Consider the following 15,994-nt stretch of genomic DNA (forward strand, 5'->3'; position numbering starts at 1 on the left):
GGTCGATCACCCAACGGCGGCATCGGGCGGCGGTTCCTCCGGCGAAGCCACGATACGGCCGCCGCGACGTCCGCGTCGTCGCCCGCGCCGCCGCCGCGATTTCGCGGAAACCTGCGATTCGCGCTGCAGCGCCACCTTGATCATCGCCAGCATCGGATCGGCGAGCGCGAGGCCGAGAACGCCGAACAAGGTGCTGAACAGGATCTGGGAGGACAGAGTCAGCGCCGGGGGCAGGTCGACCGTGCGGCGGGCGACCATCGGGATCACGACATAGCCGTCGAAGGTCTGCACACCGAAATAGATGGCGATCGCCCAAAGGCCCTCGCTGGTGCCAGCCGAAAAGCCGACCGAGACCATCAGCACGCCGCTCACGAAGGCACCGATGTTGGGAATGAACGCCAGGATACCGGTGATGATCCCAAGCAGCAGCGCCATCGGCACCCCGGCGAGCCACAGCAACAGCCAGGTGACCACGCCCTCGAACAGCATCCCCGCCAGCCGCCCGGCGAGCAGCCGGCGCATGTTGGTCGCCATCGCGGTGATGGTGATCGCGAACTCGTCGCGCTCGGCCACCGGCACCATCCATTGCAGCCCGCGATCATAGATGCGCGGCTCCATCGCCACGAACAGTCCGATGATCATGATCATCAGCAAGGTCGCGCCCGCGCCCAGCAGCGATCCGACCGCCGAGGTAAGCCGTCCGATCGAGCCGAGCACCTGCTGCGCCAGTCCGGAGAAATCGGTGGGACTCTCCATCAGTCCGAGATCGACCGCCAGCCGCGCGATGCGATTCGATTGGGCCTCCAGAGTCGCGCGCAGCTGCTCCGCCTGCTCCACGATCTGCACGCCCATCGCATAGAAGGTGCCGCCGATGAAGATCGTCACCAGCATCACGACGAGCGCGAGCCGGACCGGCCGGGGGAGCGGCGCGACTCGGCCGAGCAGCCGAACGCCGCCGTCGAGCATCGAAGCGAAGACGAGACCGCCGAAGATGATCAGCAGCGGATGGATCAGCAGGACGACCAGCCCGACCGCCACCGCAAGGCCGAACCACACCGATGCGCGCTTCAGCTCGGCCCGGATCACCGGGTCGCGCATCTCGTTCGGCCCCGGCTCCTGATAGACGGAAACGGAGTCGTCTTCCCTCATTGGCGCGGTGGTTCCGCACGCGCCGGGTGGAGCGTCTGGCCGGCGCGCCCGGCACGGAACGATTCGAACCAGGTCAGCGGGTTCCAGCTCGCGGTGCCGTCGAGCGAGAAGGTGATGAATTCGGCACGGCCGCCGACATTCTCCCACGGCACGGGTCCGCCCAGACCGCTGTCGGCCAGCGCATAGCGGCTATCAGCCGAATTGTCGCGATTGTCGCCCATCAGAAAGACATGGCCCTTGGGCACTCGGACCGGGCCGTAGTTATCGCCGGGGCTCAGGCCGATATCCACCGTGTCGTAGCTGCGCCCGTTGGGCAGCGTCTCGCGGAAGATCGGCAGCCGGCAATAATCGCGGCCGTCCGCGCCGGTGACGAGCAGCCCGCGATATTGGCGCGGCTCGCAGCGGGTGTTCGCGTCGACCGGCACCATGCGGTCGCCCATCGCCGTGCGCGGCACTGCCCGGCCGTTCAGGATCACCGTGCCGCCGCGCACTTCGATCGTGTCGCCGGGCAGGCCGATCACGCGCTTGATATAGTCGGTGTCCTTCCCCGGCGGAGTCGCGATCACCACGTCGCCGCGCTCGGGCAGGCTGCCGAACAGCCGCCCGGGGATGAACGGCAGCAAATGAAAGGTCGGCGTGATGAACGAGAAACCATAGGGATATTTGGTCACGATCAACCGATCGCCGACGAGCAGCCCCGGCATCATGGATTCGGACGGAATATAGAAGGGCTTGGCGATCAGGCTGTGGAAGCCGAGCACCGCGAGCACGAGCCAGAAGATGCCCTTCACCTCGGCCCACCAATCGGTGCCGCGGCGCGCTTCGGCATTCTCCCGGCTGTCGATCTCGTTCCGCTCCAACGCCAAATCGTCCGCGGCCATCCACTATCCTTCTTGCGCCAGCGCCTCGATCACCACCAGCGCCATCGCCCATGGATGGTCGTCCGTGAGCGTCAGATGTACGCGGGCGAGGTGGCCAGCGGGGACGAGCGCGTCAAGCCGCGCGCGCGCTCCGCCGGTCAGCGCCAGTGTCGGCGCCCCCGATCGCGCATTTACCACACCGATGTCCTTCAGGAACACGCCCTGCTTGAACCCGGTGCCCACTGCCTTCGAAAAAGCCTCTTTTGCGGCGAACCGCTTTGCCAGAGTCGCGGCATAGGTGTGCGGCCGCCGCTTCGCCTTCGCTAGCTCGGTTTCGGTAAACACCCGGTTCTCGAACCGCGTTCCGAAGCGATCGAGCGAATTCTGGATGCGCTCGATATTGCAGAGATCGGATCCCATGCCGATGATCATGCGCTCACCGCGCCTCGTCCATCAGGCCGCGCATCCGCCGTACGACCGGCACAAGCCCGTCGAAGATCGCCTCGCCGATCAGGAAATGGCCGATGTTCAGCTCGGCGAGCTGGGGAATCGCCGCGACCGGGACGACATTGTCGAAGGTGAGGCCGTGGCCGGCATGCACTTCGATCCCGTTCTTCGCCGCCAGCGCCGCCGCGTCGGAAAGCCGGCGCAGCTCGTCCGCCTGTTCGGCCCCCGCCAGTTCGGCATAGCGGCCGGTGTGCAGCTCGACCACGGGTGCGCCCAGCCGGATCGCCGCATCGATCTGCCGCGCATCGGGCTCGATGAACAGCGACACGCGGCTGCCGTTGTCGCGCAGCCTGGCGACCATCGGCGCAAGGTGATCGTGCTGCCCCGCCGCGTCGAGCCCGCCTTCGGTGGTCCGCTCCTCGCGCTTCTCGGGCACGATGCACACCGCGTGGGGGCGGTGGCGCAGCGCGATCGCCAGCATCTCGTCAGTCGCCGCCATTTCGAGGTTGAGCGGAATCGGCAGCCCTTCGGAAAGCCGCGCGATATCGTCGTCGGTGATGTGGCGCCGGTCCTCGCGCAGATGCGCGGTGATGCCGTCGGCCCCCGCCTCGGCCGCGAGCAGCGCCGCCCGCACCGGATCGGGATAGCCCGATCCGCGTGCGTTGCGCACGGTGGCGACATGATCGATGTTGACGCCGAGGCGCAGGTGCCCGGTCACGCCGGTACCCGGCTTCCGGGCTTCACCGCGGGAATCGCGGCCAGCTCGGGCGGAAGCTGATCGGCGGGATAGGCGGGCACGTCCATCTTGAGCAGCGAGACGAGCGGCACGCCCACATCCGCGGTTCCATTCGACCGGTCGACGATGCACGCCGCGCCGAGCAGCGTGGCGGGATGCTTGCGGATCGCGGCGAGGCACTCGCGCGACGAAAGCCCGGTTGTGACGATATCCTCGACCATCACCACGCGCGCGCCCTTGGGAATCTCGAATCCCCGCCGCAGCTGGAATTCGCCGTCCTCGCGCTCGACGAACACGGCCTTGCAGCCGAGCGCACGCGCCGTCTCATAGCCGGGAATGATGCCGCCGATCGCCGGTGAAACGACCAGATCCACTTGCCCGAACGATTCGCGGATCGCCGCACCAAGCGCGCCGCAGACCCGCTCGGTACGCACCGGGTCTTCGAAAATCCGCATCTTCTGGAGAAATACGGGGGACCGCAGCCCCGAGGAAAGGATGAAATGTCCCTCCAGAAGCGCGCCCGCATCGCGGAACTCCGCCAGAATCTCGTCGCCGGTCACCAGATGCTTTCCGCTGTTCGAACGGCCGCGACTCTTAGGCTGCGCCTTGACGTGTCGCAACCACGGGAAGAAAGGGGCCGTCACAAGCTTGAGACACGCGGGTTGCGCGCGTATAGGCCCTTGCAATCAGGAATTCTCCTGCCCCTTGCGGCCGGCCGACGGCGCTCCTGAAAGGGTGATACGATACGATGCGCATGCCTGGGTTGACTTCGATTTTCCTCGCGGCGGGACTGGTGCTGGCGGGCCCCGCCACCGCCCAGACCGAGCCGTCCGCCACGCCGACGACGGCTGCGGGCGCTCTCGACGCGCCGGCCGCGACGACGCCGCCGGAATATATGGGCAATACGCCCCCGGTCACTGCCGCGGCTCCGCTGCCGGAAGCGCCGGGCGCCCTTCCCGATCCCACGCTGCGCGCAGACGGCTCTCCGCTGCTCCAGGCCGCTCCCGGTTTCGGCCAGCCCGCCGACCGCGAAATCGGCCTGCAGAGCCAGGTCACGCCCACCGGCCGCGAGGCGCACTGGTTCCACAACCAGGTACTGCTCCCGCTGATCGTGTTCATCTCGCTGATCGTGCTGGCGCTGCTGGTCTATGTCGTGATCCGCTATCGCCGCGCCGCCAACCCCACGCCGTCGCGGACCGCGCACAACACGCTGGTCGAAGTCGTCTGGACGCTGGTGCCGGTGCTCATCCTGCTGGCGATCGCGGTCCCCTCGATCCGCCTGCTCGCAGCGCAGTATCGCCCGGCGCCCGACAATGCGGTGACGCTCAAGGCGATCGGCAACCAGTGGTTCTGGTCCTATGAATATCCCGATCACGGCGGCGTCTCGATCGTCTCGAACATGCTCCGCGAGCAGGGCGAGGTCGAAGCCGGCCAGCGCTATCGCACCGATGCCGACGGTCCGCGCCTGCTCGCCACCGACAACCGCGTCGTGCTGCCGGTGGGCGTGCCGATCCGGCTGATCACCACCGCCACCGACGTGATCCACAGCTGGGCGATCCCCGCCTTCTGGGTGAAGCTGGACGCGGTGCCGGGCCGCCTCAACGAGACGACCTTCACCATCGAGCAGCCGGGCCTCTATTTCGGCCAGTGCTCGGAACTGTGCGGCGCCCGCCACGCGTTCATGCCGATCGCGGTCGAAGCCGTTGCGCCCGAAGTCTTCGCGCAGTGGATCCGCGCCAAGGGCGGCACCATGCCCGAGGCCGACTCCCCGTCCGATGCTCCGCCCATGCAGCCGGGCGCCGACGAGGGCGACACCACCACGACCCCCACCGAAACCATCGTTCCCAACGTCACCAACGTGACCATCGACGACACCGTGCGGACCGTCCCCGTCACCGACGCGGCGGCGACCCAGAACGGCGGCGGCCTCGGACAGACGGACCAGTAAGACATGACCGACACGGCTCTCACACCCAACCGCTTCGAAGCGCATGGCGATCCTGCGCATGACCATCACGACGAGCATGTTCCGGGCTTCTTCGCCCGCTGGTTCATGTCGACCAACCACAAGGACATCGGCACGCTCTACCTGATCTTCGCGATCATCGCGGGGATCATCGGCGGCGCGATTTCCGGCCTGATGCGCTGGGAACTCGCCGAGCCGGGCATCCAGCATCTCCAGTGGATGGCCAGCATGGCCCATGGCGGCGAGCAGACGTTCGACGAGGCCATGCACTTCTGGAACGTGCTGATCACCGCGCACGGCCTCATCATGGTGTTCTTCATGGTGATGCCGGCGATGATCGGCGGCTTCGGCAATTGGTTCGTTCCGATCATGATCGGCGCGCCGGACATGGCGTTCCCGCGCATGAACAACATCTCTTTCTGGCTGCTCGTCCCCGCGTTCCTGCTGCTGCTCGCCTCGCCGTTCGTCGGCGTCGGCGCGGGCGTGGGCTGGACGGCCTATGCGCCGCTCTCCACCTATGGCGAGCCGGGTCCGTCGGTCGACATGGCGATCCTGTCGCTCCACCTCGCGGGCGTCAGCTCGATCCTGGGCGCGATCAACTTCATCACCACCATCTTCAACATGCGCGCTCCGGGCATGACGCTGCACAAGATGCCGCTGTTCGTCTGGTCGGTGCTGATCACCGCCTTCCTGCTGCTGCTGGCGCTTCCCGTGCTCGCCGCGGCGATCACCATGCTGCTCACCGATCGTAACTTCGGCACCGGCTTCTACGACGCCTCGGTCGGCGGTGACCCGATCCTCTACCAGCATCTGTTCTGGTTCTTCGGCCACCCCGAAGTGTACATCATGATCCTGCCCGGCTTCGGCATCGTCAGCCAGATCGTCGCGACCTTCAGCCGCAAGCCGGTGTTCGGCTATCTCGGCATGGCCTATGCCATGGTCGCGATCGGCCTGGTCGGCTTCATCGTCTGGGCCCACCACATGTTCACCACCGGCCTGTCGGTGAACGTGAAGATGTACTTCACTGCGGCGACGATGGTGATCGCGGTGCCTACCGGCATCAAGATCTTCTCGTGGATCGCGACGATGTGGGGCGGTTCGATCAGCTTCAAGACGCCGATGCTCTGGTCGATCGGCTTCATCTTCATGTTCACCGTGGGCGGCGTGACCGGTGTGGTGCTCGCCAACGGCGGCGTCGACGACTATATGCACGATACCTATTATGTGGTCGCGCACTTCCACTATGTGCTGTCGCTGGGTGCGGTCTTCGCGCTCTTCGCCGGCTTCTACTACTGGTTCCCGAAAATGTTCGGGCGGATGTACAACGAGGTTCTCGGCCAGGTGCACTTCTGGGTGTTCTTCGCCGGCGTGAACATCCTGTTCTTCCCGATGCACTTCCTGGGCCTGCAGGGCATGCCGCGCCGCTATCCCGACTATCCGGACGCCTATGCGCACTGGAACGAGATCGCGAGCATCGGCTATGTCATCATGGCCGCAGGCATGCTGGTGTTCTTCGTCAACCTCATCATGTCGCTGGTCGGCGGGCGCCGGGCCGAAGGCAATCCGTGGGGCGAAGGCGCGACCACGCTGGAATGGACGCTTTCCAGCCCGCCGCCGTTCCACCAGTTCGAGACGCTGCCGGTGATCGAGGACGACAAGCACCACTGATCGCACGGCAACTGCAACCGCAGGCGCCCCGGGGGAAACTCCGGGGCGTTTTGCTGTCGGGCACGTGCCGGGGCATACAGTTATCATGGCCAAGCATTCGATGCCCGACTGGTCCGCGATCACGGACTATACCGCGCTCCACGACGCCGCTCGCGACTGCACCGCGCTCGACGAGCCGGGCTTCTTCGCCGGGCCGTTCCGGCGGTTCCTGGAAATCGGGGCCATGCCCGACGTGGCGCCGCGCGCCCGGGCGCGTGCGCTTGAATTCGGGCGGGGCGCACTTTGCGACTTTCGCGACCGCCTCGCGCCCGATGCGCGCGCCGGGTTCGAGCGCCGCGCGCTCGATCGCGCCCGCGCCTGGTTCGCCGACAAGCCCGACGGCGACTATATGGTCGAGGTGTTGGAGGGCGTTTCCAACCACAATTGGCGCGGCCCGATCGAAGAAGAGGCCGAAGAGGATGCCCCGTCCCCGCCGCCGCCCCGCGCCCGACGACGAATCCTGCCTTTTCTCCGCGGCTTCCGAGGCCTATAGGGCAGCCGATCATGACTCCCGCTGCCTTGAACCCCGTGGCACTGCCGGCCGACTGGCGCGATTTCCTCGCGCTCACCAAGCCGCGCGTGATGACGCTGGTCGTCTTTACCGGCCTCTGCGGCATGCTCGCCGCGCCCCAGCCGATCCATCCGGTGCTCGGCTTCACTGCGATCCTGTGCATCGCGCTCGGGGCCGGAGCCGCAGGCGCGCTCAACCAGTGGTATGAGGCCGATCTCGACGCGAAGATGAAGCGGACGCAGGGACGTCCGCTGCCCGCCGGCCGGATGGACCGCCAGTCGGCGCTGCATTTCGGCGTTGGCGTGGCCGTCGCTTCGGTCGTGCTGATGTTCTTCGCGATCAACTTGCTCGCGGCCGCGATCCTCGCCGCGTCGATCCTCTTCTACGTTCTCGTATACACTGTCTGGCTGAAGCGCCGGACGCCGCAGAACATCGTGATCGGCGGCGCGGCCGGGGCCTTTCCGCCGCTGATCGGCTGGGCCGCGGCCACCGGCGAGGTGGCGCTGCTGCCGGTCCTGCTGTTCGCGCTCGTGTTCCTGTGGACGCCGCCGCATTTCTGGGCGCTCGCGCTGTTCGTGAAGACCGATTACGCCAATGCCGGCGTGCCGATGCTGCCGGTGGTGGCGGGCGAGCGCGTGACGCGGCATCAGGTGGGACTCTACAGTCTGCCGATGGCGGCAGTGGCGGTCGCGCCCTGGCCGCTCGGACTCACCGGCGCGCTCTATGGGGTGATCGCCGTCGCCGCGACGGCGCTCTTCCTGCTGTTCGCCGCCGCGATCGCATTGCGGACGACGGGTGAAGGCGATGCGATGCGTCCCGAAAAGCGGCTCTTCCGCTATTCGATCCTCTATCTCTTCCTCCTCTTTTCCGCCGTCGCGGCGGACCGGATGCTCGCATGACCGCTCCGCACGACGACCAGTTGGATCTGATTCGCGCCCGCCAGCGCTCGCGCGCCCGGGTGATGGCGCTTTTGCTCGGCGCATTCGTGATCCTGATCTTCGCGATCGCGATCGTGAAGATCCAGGCAGGAAGCACATCATGAACCGCAACATGCGCACTGCGATGCTCGCTGCACTGGGCGTGGTCGGCATGACCGGCCTGGGCTTCGCCAGCGTCCCGCTCTATCGCGTCTTCTGCCAGGTGACCGGCCTCAACGGCACTACCCAGCGCGCGCTGGAGGCGCCCGGGGCGACCGGCGAGCAGATCACCGTGGCGTTCGACAGCAACACCGATCCACGCCTGCCGTGGAGCTTTGCGCCAGAGGTGCGCTCGGGCAAGATCGACGTGGGCGCGCGCGACATGGCCTTCTTCGTCGCGACCAACAATTCGGACGTTCCCGTTACCGGGACCGCCACCTTCAACGTCACGCCCGCGCAGGCCGGCAAATATTTCAGCAAGATCCAGTGTTTCTGCTTCACCGAGCAGACGCTGCAGCCGGGCGAAACGATGCGCATGCCGGTGATCTATTTCGTCGATCCGGCGATCCGCGAGGATCCGGACGCGCGCGACGTTCAGGAAATCACGCTTTCCTACACTTTTTACCCTGTGGATTCCGACCGGACCACGGGTTAGAGCACGCCAGAACAAGGGACCAAGGGACACGCCGATGGCCGGAGCCAAGAACCACCAATATCACATCCTGCCGCCGAGCATCTGGCCCTTGATGGGCTCGTTGTCGGCATTCGTGCTTGCCGTCGGTGGCGTCATGCTCATGCATGAGGCGGCGGGCGCCTGGTGGGTTTTCCTGGCGGGGCTGACCGGCGTGCTCGTCACGATGTTCTCCTGGTGGGCCGATGTCGTGCGCGAGGCGCATGCCGGCGATCACACGCCGGTGGTGCAGCTTCACATGCGCTACGGCATGATCCTGTTCATCGCCTCCGAAGTGATGTTCTTCGTCGGCTGGTTCTGGGCCTGGTTCGATTTCGCGCTCTTCCCCTCCACGGTCGAAGTGGTCGGCGGTCAGTGGCCACCAGTGGGCATGGAAGTGATCAGCGCCTGGGGGCTTCCGCTGCTCAACACGCTGATCCTTCTCTGCTCGGGCACCACCCTCACCTGGTCGCACCACGCGCTGATCCACAACAATCGCAGGGACGCGATCAACGGCCTGTGGATCACGATCATCCTGGGCCTGATCTTCACGGCCATTCAGGCCTATGAATATATCCACGCGCCCTTCGCCTTCGAAGCAACCTCGACCGATCCGATCGGCACTTCGTTCGGTGGCGCCTTCTTCATGGCGACCGGCTTCCACGGCTTTCACGTGATCGTCGGCACGATCTTCCTGATCGTGAACCTGATTCGCCTCTACAAGGGCCACTTCACCCCCCGCCAGCATTTCGGCTTCGAAGCGGCGGCCTGGTATTGGCACTTTGTCGACGTCGTCTGGCTGTTCCTGTTCGTGTCGATCTACGTCTGGGGCTTCGCCGGCGCGCCGGTTCACGGCTGACATGGATGAAGGAGCCGGTACCGGGCAGGAACCGGCTCCTGCCGATGCGGCGCTGAAGGGCCTGTGTCCGCGCTGCGGCGCGAATACGCTCTTCCGAAGCTATCTCGCCTTTGCCGATCGCTGCCGCGCCTGTGGGCTCGACTTCTCGGCGTTCAACGTCGGTGACGGGCCGGTCGTGTTCCTCACCCTCGGCATCGGCACGATCGTCACCATCCTGGCGCTGATTCTCGAACTGGCCGCCGAGCCGCCCTTCTGGCTCCACGCGCTGCTCTGGATTCCGCTCACGCTGGGGCTGGTGATCGTGTCGCTGCGCTACACCAAGGCACTGCTGCTCGCGCTCGAATACAAGAACGCCGCGCGCGAAGGCCGGCTGCGGCGCGACACGTGATTCCGCGGCTGCCGATCCTGCCGACGCTGCTCGTCGGCCTTGCCGTGGCCGCCATGATCGGGCTCGGCCTGTGGCAACTCGACCGGCGCGAGTGGAAGGAAGCGCTGATCGCACGCTTCGAAGCCAATCTCGAACGGCCGCCGATCACCTTTCCCCGCCCGCCCGTGGGCGAGGAGTATCTTTATCGCCAGGCGCGCGCTTTCTGCCTCGAACCGGTCGGCTGGCGCCGCCGCGGCGGGCGTAGCGCCACCGGAACCAGCGGCTATCGCTTCATCGCCGAGTGCCGCACCGGCGGCGCCGAAGGGCCGCTGCTGCTGGTCGAAGTCGGCGTCACCGCGGACCCCGTGTTCGAGCCGCAATGGCAGGGCGGCGAAATCAGCGGCACCATCGTTCCCGCTCCCGTCGAGCGTTCCGCCTTCGCGTCGATCTTTTCCACGCCCGGCCCGACGCTGCTGATGCTCGTCGCCGACACTCCCGCCCCGGGCCTGGAGGCGAGCGCCCGTCCCGATCCTGCGGGCGTGCCGAACAATCACCTCGCCTATGCAGTGCAATGGTTCGCCTTCGCTGCGATCGCGCTCGTGATCTACATCCTCGCGCTGAGACGGCGGCGGCAGCGTTCGCCGGGCGCGGACGACAGCGCGACACCGGGCGCCTGAAAGCCAGAGTTTCTTGCCGCCCCCTCGGCCAATCGCTAAGCCGCAGCGCACCATGCGCTATCAGAGCACCCGGGGCCGCGCGCCCATGCTGGGTTTCCGAGATGTCACGCTCGCCGGCCTCGCCGTCGACGGCGGCCTCTATGTTCCCGAATCCTGGCCGAGCTTCACGCGCGACGAGATCGCCGGTCTCGCCGGCCTTTCCTATGCAGAGACGGCGGTTCGAGTGATGCGGCCGTTCGTCGGCGACGATTTGGACGAGGCCGAGCTGCGCGCGCTGTGCGAAGCCGCCTATGGCCGGTTCGCGCATGCCGCGGTCACGCCGCTCGTCCAGCTCGATCACCGGCATTGGCTGCTCGAGCTGTTCCACGGGCCCACGCTCGCCTTCAAGGACGTTGCGCTCCAGCTGCTCGGCCTGCTCTTCGAGAAGTTCCTTGCCGGCAGCGACACGCATCTCACGATCGTGGGCGCGACGTCGGGAGATACTGGCTCGGCGGCGATCGATGCAGTCGCGGGTCGGATCGGCGTCGATATCTTCATGCTCCACCCCAAGGGCCGGGTGAGCGACGTGCAGCGCCGTCAGATGACCACCGTGCGGGCGCCGAACGTCCACAATATCGCGATCGAGGGAAGTTTCGACGACGCCCAGGCGCTGGTGAAGGCAATGTTCAACGATCGCGATTTCGCCGGGCGCTTCAGGCTGTCGGCGGTGAATTCGATCAACTGGGCGCGGCTGATGGCCCAGACCGTCTATTATTTCTACGCCGCCGTCCGGCTCGGCGCGCCCGATCGCCCGGTCGCCTTTTCGGTGCCTACCGGTAATTTCGGCGACGTGTTCGCCGGCTATGCCGCCGCGCGCATGGGGCTTCCGGTGGAGCGGCTGATCGTCGCCACCAACGTCAACGACATCCTCCACCGCGCACTGTCGGGCGGCGACTATTCTGCGGGTATTGTCACGCCCACCGCCGCGCCGTCGATGGACATTCAGGTGAGCTCGAATTTCGAGCGGCTGCTGTTCGATCTCGCGGGCCGCGACGGCGCCGCGATGGCCGCACAGATGACCGAGTTTGAAACCAACCGGGCGATCCGGCTCACCAATGCGCAGCGCGAGGGCGCGGCGCGCTGGTTCGCGAGCGACAGTGTCGATCCCGATACCATGTCCCAGGCGATGCGCTGGGCCGCCGCCGAGGCAGGCCAGGTGATCGATCCACACACCGGCATCGGTTTCGCCGCCGCGCGCCGTGCCGACCTGCCGGTGGAAACCCCGGTCGTGACGCTCGCGACAGCGCATCCTTCCAAGTTCGACGATCCGGTCGAACGCGCGACCGGCGTGCGCCCCGCGCTGCCGCGCCGGGTGGGCGACCTGTTCGACCGCGAGGAGCGTTATGACGTGCTGCCCGCGACGTTCGAGGCAGTGACCGGCTATATTGCCGAGCGGGCGCAGCCGCGGCCGACCGAATAGCGCGGCCAATGGACCTGATCACCCTCGCCGGCGAACCCTGGGCCGATTACGGACTTCTCGATTCGGGAAACGGCCGCAAGCTCGAACGCTATGGCCGCTATCGCTTCGTCCGCCCCGAGCCACAGGCGTTATGGGGACCCGCCAGTGACGACTGGAATGCGCATGGCGAATTCGTGCCCGCATCGGACGAGGAAGGCGGCGGCCGCTGGACCTTCGACAAGCCGGTACCGCGCGAAGGCTGGTCGCTCGCGTGGGAAGAGGCCCGCTTCACCGCGCACACCACCCCGTTCCGCCATCTCGGCTTCTTTCCCGACATGGCGCCCGTCTGGCACTGGATGCGCGGCCGGATCGCCGGCGTGGGCGATCCCGAGTGCATGAACCTGTTCGGCTATACCGGCGTCGGCACGCTCGCGCTGGCGGCGGCGGGCGCCCGCATGGTGCATGTCGACGCCTCGAAGAAGTCGGTCGAGGCGGCGCGCGCCAATGCCGCGCTGTCGGGCATGGAGGATCGCCCGGTCCGCTGGATCGTCGAAGATGCCGGCAAGTTCGTCGCGCGCGAAGTGCGGCGCGGCCGCCGCTATGACGGCATCATCCTCGATCCGCCCAAATGGGGCCGCGGACCCAATGGCGAGGTGTGGAAGCTGGAGGAAGGCCTCCCCGATCTGATCGCCGACTGCCGCCGCCTGCTCGATGGCGAATCGCGCTTCCTGTTTCTCACCGTCTATGCGGTGCGCATGTCGGCGCTGGCGATCGGCGAACTCGTACGCCAGCATTTCGCCGATCTGGGCGGCACCGTGGAGTGCGGCGAACTTGCCGTCCGCGAGGAAGCGCGCGGACTGCTCCTCCCCACCGCCATCTTCGCGCGCTGGAGCCGCTGAGCCGGCTCAGCTGCGACCCATCCGGATCGCTGCCCCCGCGACGAAGGGGCAGCCCGCGACCAGCAGCAGGCTGACGGCGCCGAGCAGCTTGAGCGCGCCAGGTTCGCCGCCCACCGATCCCGCGCCGAAGATCAGCAGCGGCACCGCGAACGGCAGCATGACGAGCCCCGCCAGCCCTCCGGCCCCCCGCAGCCCCGCCGTCAGCGCCGCCGTCGCCACGCCAAGGGCGGCGAGACCCGGCGTGCCGATCGCAAGCCCGATCAGCACCTGCCCCAGCGCCGCTCCGCTCAGATTGAGCAGCGCCGCGGCGATCACCGTTGCGCCGAGCAGTGGAGGCCCGAAGCCGAGCCAATGGCCCGCCATCTTCGCCGCGGCGATGGTCGATTCGGCGAACCCGCGCACCGCGAGCTGATCCAGCACGCCATTCTCGGCATCGGGCGCGATCAGACGCTCGACCGGGAGCAGCGCCGCAAGCAGCGCCGCCGCCCAGATCACGCCGCCGCCCACGCGCGCGAGCAGCCGCCCGTCGGGGCCGATCGCGAAGGGGAACAGGATCGCGACCAGCAGGAAAAAGGCAACCGGAAGCACGAGGCCGCCCAGCGCCCAGCCGCGCCGCAATTCGCGCCAGATGATCGCGCCGAACCCGCTCATTGCGGCGCCTCCAGCGTCACCGTGATCGCCCGCGCCACGCGCACCGGGAGATGCGTGGCGACCAGCACGATCCCGCCCGCCGCGCGGTGCGTCTCGATCACTGCCTCCAGCAGCGCGACCGAATCGGCATCGAGCCCGTTCGCGGGTTCGTCGAGCAGCCAGACCGGTGCCGCGCCTGCAACCACGCGCGCCAGCGCCGCACGCCGCCGCTGGCCGGTGGAGAGCAGCCGCACCGGCACCTCGCCCAGTGTTTCGAGCCCAACCGCGATCAGCGCTGCCGCCACGGCCGCACGCTGCCCGTCGAGCCGTGCCCAGAAATCGAGCGCCTGCACCACCGTCAGCTCGGGATCGAGCGCGGCGGTTTCGCTGAGCAGCGCGCGCGCGCCCTGCGCCTCCACCCGCCCCCCGGCAGGCGGCAGCAGCCCCGCCGCCACCCGGATGAGGCTCGATTTGCCTGCGCCGTTCGGCCCCGTTACCAGCGCGCCATCGCCCGGGCCGAGGGCAAAGCTCAGCCCCTCGAACAACAGACGTCCCCCGCGTGCGCAGGTCACATCATCGAAGGCGAGCCGCGCGGCGTTCACGCGTCGGCCGCGTCCTCCAGCGCATGCATGTCGTCGTCGGAAAGGCCGAAGTGATGGCCCACTTCGTGCACGACCACGTGGGTGACCAGCGCCTCGAGCGACACGTCGGTTTCAATCCACTCGTCGAGCAACGGGCGGCGATAGAGATGGATTCGATCGGGCAGCGCGCCCGAATCGAACGAGGATTTTTCCCCCACGGGACGCCCATGATAGAGGCCCGTGAGCTGAAACGGATCCTCGATGCCGAGCGCCGCGAGCGTCTCCTCGTCGGCGAATTCCTCGACGATCAGCACGACATCGCCGAGATAGCTGCCGAACGGCTCGGGAATCCTGGCGAGCGCCGCGCGCGCGAGCCGCTCGATCGCTTCGGCGCTGGGTGCGGTTGCCATCGGCGCTTGCCCGTTCATGGCCTAGCCCATAGTCCGGCAGGCGAAGCGACGGCAAGGAGAAGGACGATGGTGGCGAAACTGAGTCAGGCCGAGCGCGAGGCCGCGCTGCACGATCTGCCCGAATGGAGCCACGATGCCGAGCGCGATGGCATTGCCCGGCGCTTCACGTTCGGCGACTTTTCCGAGGCCTTCGGATTCATGACGCGAGTCGCGCTGCTCGCCGAAAAAGCCGACCATCATCCCGAATGGTCGAACGTCTGGAATCGAGTCGACGTGCTGCTCACCACCCACGATGCAGGCGGTCTTTCGCAGCGCGACCTCGATCTCGCCGCGGCGATCAACGCGCTGCTGGTGCGCTGAGGCGCCCGCCGGAGCGAGCGCCAGCGCGTCAGCCGCTCAGCGATTGCTCTTCGGCAGCCCCGCCTTTTCCTCAGCCTGCACGGCCGCGCTCGGGTCGAGCGAGGGCGCCGCGGGATTGGGTACGGCCCGATCCTCGATGTCGGCGGTCGGGATCGACTGATCGACGTTCGCTTCGCCCTGCTCGGCGTCGCCCGCCACTTCCTCGCCGGCCGCGGCTTCCGGCTCGGCCGGCGGCTCGGGGAAGGGCAGGTTCGATCCCTGCGCGTTAAGATAGGCGATCAGGTTGGCACGGTCCTGGGGGTCCGAAAGGCCGGCGAAGGTCATCTTCGTTCCGGGCGCATAGCGGCGCGGCGATTCGAACCATGCGTCGAGCGCCTCGAAGGTCCAGTCGCCGGGCACCGACTTCAGCGCGTCCGAATAGGCGAAGCCGGCGACGTGCGCGTGCGGCTTGCCCACCGTGTCCCAGAGATTGGGGCCGACGCCGTTCGCGCCGCCTTGATTGATCGTGTGGCAGGCGGCGCACTTTTTGAAGACGTTCTCGCCCGCGGCGACGTCCGCAGCGGCAAGGCGAGTAGCGATCGGCGCGACGGCATCGCCGCCTTCGCTCGCGACCTCTACGCCCTCGATCGGATAGCCCATCTTCTCGGGCCGCTCGGCGTGAAACACCATCCCGCTGACGATCGTAAGGCCGAGCGCGGCAATGCCTCCCGCCAGAACCCATCCCGCGATCGTATTCGTCCGATTGTCCATCTGCTGCCCGGCACCCTTGGATTAAGTCGTGCTCCTTTAGAGCGGCACTTGGCGCATCGC

General features: G+C 67.3%; 21 protein-coding genes. 12 read left to right on the forward strand and 9 right to left on the reverse strand.

Translation table 11 applies throughout. From position 1 onward, the window contains the following. Positions 1–6 precede the first annotated feature (6 nt). From ACQ450_RS08905 to pyrE, 5 genes are read right to left on the reverse strand one after another with little or no spacing between them, the layout of a single operon-like run. On the reverse strand, positions 7–1,149 hold the full coding sequence (locus ACQ450_RS08905) for an AI-2E family transporter (protein ID WP_431468999.1): 1,143 nt from the start codon (positions 1,147–1,149) through the stop codon (positions 7–9). Further along, positions 1,146–2,030 (reverse strand): signal peptidase I, encoded by an 885-nt coding sequence (gene lepB / locus ACQ450_RS08910; RefSeq protein WP_188052992.1) that lies wholly within the window; start codon positions 2,028–2,030, stop codon positions 1,146–1,148. The genes ACQ450_RS08905 and lepB overlap by 4 nt, the downstream gene beginning before the upstream one ends. Before the next feature lie 3 nt (positions 2,031–2,033). Beyond that, a complete protein-coding gene (gene acpS, locus ACQ450_RS08915; protein ID WP_188052993.1) occupies positions 2,034–2,441 on the reverse strand; it encodes a holo-ACP synthase in 408 nt (135 codons plus the stop codon). Between the two features lie 4 nt (positions 2,442–2,445). Next, positions 2,446–3,174, reverse strand: coding sequence for a pyridoxine 5'-phosphate synthase (locus tag ACQ450_RS08920; protein WP_431469000.1), 729 nt, complete (start codon positions 3,172–3,174; stop codon positions 2,446–2,448). After that, positions 3,171–3,752 carry an orotate phosphoribosyltransferase gene (gene pyrE / locus ACQ450_RS08925; RefSeq protein ID WP_431469001.1) on the reverse strand — a complete coding sequence of 194 codons (582 nt, stop codon included), beginning with the start codon at positions 3,750–3,752 and terminating at the stop codon, positions 3,171–3,173. The genes ACQ450_RS08920 and pyrE overlap by 4 nt, the downstream gene beginning before the upstream one ends. A 194-nt stretch (positions 3,753–3,946) precedes the next feature. On the opposite strand from pyrE, the gene coxB reads away from it, so the two are divergent. From coxB to ACQ450_RS08980, 11 genes are all read left to right on the forward strand, one after another. Next, on the forward strand, positions 3,947–5,140 hold the full coding sequence (gene coxB / locus ACQ450_RS08930) for a cytochrome c oxidase subunit II (RefSeq protein WP_431469002.1): 1,194 nt from the start codon (positions 3,947–3,949) through the stop codon (positions 5,138–5,140). Positions 5,141–5,143: 3 nt separating this feature from the next. After that, the gene (ctaD, locus tag ACQ450_RS08935) at positions 5,144–6,826 is read left to right on the forward strand and encodes a cytochrome c oxidase subunit I (protein ID WP_188052997.1); all 1,683 of its coding nucleotides are present in this window, start codon (positions 5,144–5,146) and stop codon (positions 6,824–6,826) included. A gap of 85 nt (positions 6,827–6,911) precedes the next feature. After that, positions 6,912–7,358, forward strand: coding sequence for a hypothetical protein (locus ACQ450_RS08940; protein WP_431469003.1), 447 nt, complete (start codon positions 6,912–6,914; stop codon positions 7,356–7,358). 11 nt (positions 7,359–7,369) lie between these two features. Further along, a complete protein-coding gene (locus tag ACQ450_RS08945; protein ID WP_188052999.1) occupies positions 7,370–8,275 on the forward strand; it encodes a heme o synthase in 906 nt (301 codons plus the stop codon). Continuing rightward, positions 8,272–8,418 carry a hypothetical protein gene (locus ACQ450_RS08950; RefSeq protein WP_188053000.1) on the forward strand — a complete coding sequence of 49 codons (147 nt, stop codon included), beginning with the start codon at positions 8,272–8,274 and terminating at the stop codon, positions 8,416–8,418. Before ACQ450_RS08945 ends, ACQ450_RS08950 begins: the two co-directional genes overlap by 4 nt. Next, the gene (locus tag ACQ450_RS08955) at positions 8,415–8,948 is read left to right on the forward strand and encodes a cytochrome c oxidase assembly protein (RefSeq protein ID WP_188053001.1); all 534 of its coding nucleotides are present in this window, start codon (positions 8,415–8,417) and stop codon (positions 8,946–8,948) included. Before ACQ450_RS08950 ends, ACQ450_RS08955 begins: the two co-directional genes overlap by 4 nt. A gap of 34 nt (positions 8,949–8,982) precedes the next feature. Further along, positions 8,983–9,822, forward strand: a complete 840-nt coding sequence (locus tag ACQ450_RS08960; RefSeq protein ID WP_188053002.1) for a cytochrome c oxidase subunit 3 — start codon at positions 8,983–8,985, stop codon at positions 9,820–9,822. Position 9,823: 1 nt separating this feature from the next. Beyond that, positions 9,824–10,210, forward strand: coding sequence for a DUF983 domain-containing protein (locus ACQ450_RS08965; protein WP_431469004.1), 387 nt, complete (start codon positions 9,824–9,826; stop codon positions 10,208–10,210). Beyond that, positions 10,210–10,866 (forward strand): SURF1 family protein, encoded by a 657-nt coding sequence (locus ACQ450_RS08970; protein WP_431471196.1) that lies wholly within the window; start codon positions 10,210–10,212, stop codon positions 10,864–10,866. Before ACQ450_RS08965 ends, ACQ450_RS08970 begins: the two co-directional genes overlap by 1 nt. 52 nt (positions 10,867–10,918) lie before the next feature. Next, a complete protein-coding gene (thrC, locus tag ACQ450_RS08975; RefSeq protein ID WP_431469005.1) occupies positions 10,919–12,325 on the forward strand; it encodes a threonine synthase in 1,407 nt (468 codons plus the stop codon). Between the two features lie 8 nt (positions 12,326–12,333). Then, positions 12,334–13,203 carry a class I SAM-dependent methyltransferase gene (locus ACQ450_RS08980; RefSeq protein ID WP_431469006.1) on the forward strand — a complete coding sequence of 290 codons (870 nt, stop codon included), beginning with the start codon at positions 12,334–12,336 and terminating at the stop codon, positions 13,201–13,203. Between the two features lie 6 nt (positions 13,204–13,209). On the opposite strand, the gene ACQ450_RS08985 is transcribed toward ACQ450_RS08980, so the two are convergent. The 3 genes from ACQ450_RS08985 to ACQ450_RS08995 are packed head-to-tail and all read right to left on the reverse strand — an operon-like array spanning position 13,210 to position 14,824. Next, positions 13,210–13,854 carry a heme exporter protein CcmB gene (locus ACQ450_RS08985; RefSeq protein ID WP_431469007.1) on the reverse strand — a complete coding sequence of 215 codons (645 nt, stop codon included), beginning with the start codon at positions 13,852–13,854 and terminating at the stop codon, positions 13,210–13,212. Continuing rightward, positions 13,851–14,435 (reverse strand): heme ABC exporter ATP-binding protein CcmA, encoded by a 585-nt coding sequence (gene ccmA / locus ACQ450_RS08990; protein WP_431469008.1) that lies wholly within the window; start codon positions 14,433–14,435, stop codon positions 13,851–13,853. Before ccmA ends, ACQ450_RS08985 begins: the two co-directional genes overlap by 4 nt. Then, positions 14,432–14,824: a metallopeptidase family protein gene (locus ACQ450_RS08995; protein WP_262503769.1), complete on the reverse strand. Its 393-nt coding sequence runs from the start codon at positions 14,822–14,824 to the stop codon at positions 14,432–14,434. The genes ccmA and ACQ450_RS08995 overlap by 4 nt, the downstream gene beginning before the upstream one ends. Positions 14,825–14,890: 66 nt before the next feature. Between ACQ450_RS08995 and ACQ450_RS09000 the strand changes: the two genes are divergently transcribed. Beyond that, positions 14,891–15,184: a 4a-hydroxytetrahydrobiopterin dehydratase gene (locus ACQ450_RS09000; RefSeq protein ID WP_431469009.1), complete on the forward strand. Its 294-nt coding sequence runs from the start codon at positions 14,891–14,893 to the stop codon at positions 15,182–15,184. 36 nt (positions 15,185–15,220) lie between these two features. Here ACQ450_RS09000 and ACQ450_RS09005 read toward each other — a convergent pair whose 3' ends face one another. After that, positions 15,221–15,934 carry a c-type cytochrome gene (locus ACQ450_RS09005; protein WP_431469010.1) on the reverse strand — a complete coding sequence of 238 codons (714 nt, stop codon included), beginning with the start codon at positions 15,932–15,934 and terminating at the stop codon, positions 15,221–15,223. Positions 15,935–15,994 lie beyond the last annotated feature (60 nt).

It is taken from the genome of Sphingosinithalassobacter sp. LHW66-3 (assembly GCF_050703275.1).
GTDB lineage: Bacteria > Pseudomonadota > Alphaproteobacteria > Sphingomonadales > Sphingomonadaceae > Sphingomonas.

Coding starts and splice junctions, on each gene's coding strand:
- ACQ450_RS08905 (WP_431468999.1), bottom strand. CDS start 1,149: ATGAGGGAAGACGACTCCGTTTCCGTCTATCAGGAGCCGGGGCCGAAC.
- lepB (WP_188052992.1), bottom strand. CDS start 2,030: ATGGCCGCGGACGATTTGGCGTTGGAGCGGAACGAGATCGACAGCCGG.
- acpS (WP_188052993.1), bottom strand. CDS start 2,441: ATGATCATCGGCATGGGATCCGATCTCTGCAATATCGAGCGCATCCAG.
- coxB (WP_431469002.1), top strand. CDS start 3,947: ATGCCTGGGTTGACTTCGATTTTCCTCGCGGCGGGACTGGTGCTGGCG.
- ctaD (WP_188052997.1), top strand. CDS start 5,144: ATGACCGACACGGCTCTCACACCCAACCGCTTCGAAGCGCATGGCGAT.
- ACQ450_RS08940 (WP_431469003.1), top strand. CDS start 6,912: ATGGCCAAGCATTCGATGCCCGACTGGTCCGCGATCACGGACTATACC.
- ACQ450_RS08945 (WP_188052999.1), top strand. CDS start 7,370: ATGACTCCCGCTGCCTTGAACCCCGTGGCACTGCCGGCCGACTGGCGC.
- ACQ450_RS08950 (WP_188053000.1), top strand. CDS start 8,272: ATGACCGCTCCGCACGACGACCAGTTGGATCTGATTCGCGCCCGCCAG.
- ACQ450_RS08955 (WP_188053001.1), top strand. CDS start 8,415: ATGAACCGCAACATGCGCACTGCGATGCTCGCTGCACTGGGCGTGGTC.
- ACQ450_RS08960 (WP_188053002.1), top strand. CDS start 8,983: ATGGCCGGAGCCAAGAACCACCAATATCACATCCTGCCGCCGAGCATC.
- ACQ450_RS08965 (WP_431469004.1), top strand. CDS start 9,824: ATGGATGAAGGAGCCGGTACCGGGCAGGAACCGGCTCCTGCCGATGCG.
- thrC (WP_431469005.1), top strand. CDS start 10,919: ATGCGCTATCAGAGCACCCGGGGCCGCGCGCCCATGCTGGGTTTCCGA.
- ACQ450_RS08980 (WP_431469006.1), top strand. CDS start 12,334: ATGGACCTGATCACCCTCGCCGGCGAACCCTGGGCCGATTACGGACTT.
- ACQ450_RS08985 (WP_431469007.1), bottom strand. CDS start 13,854: ATGAGCGGGTTCGGCGCGATCATCTGGCGCGAATTGCGGCGCGGCTGG.
- ACQ450_RS08995 (WP_262503769.1), bottom strand. CDS start 14,824: ATGGCAACCGCACCCAGCGCCGAAGCGATCGAGCGGCTCGCGCGCGCG.
- ACQ450_RS09000 (WP_431469009.1), top strand. CDS start 14,891: ATGGTGGCGAAACTGAGTCAGGCCGAGCGCGAGGCCGCGCTGCACGAT.
- ACQ450_RS09005 (WP_431469010.1), bottom strand. CDS start 15,934: ATGGACAATCGGACGAATACGATCGCGGGATGGGTTCTGGCGGGAGGC.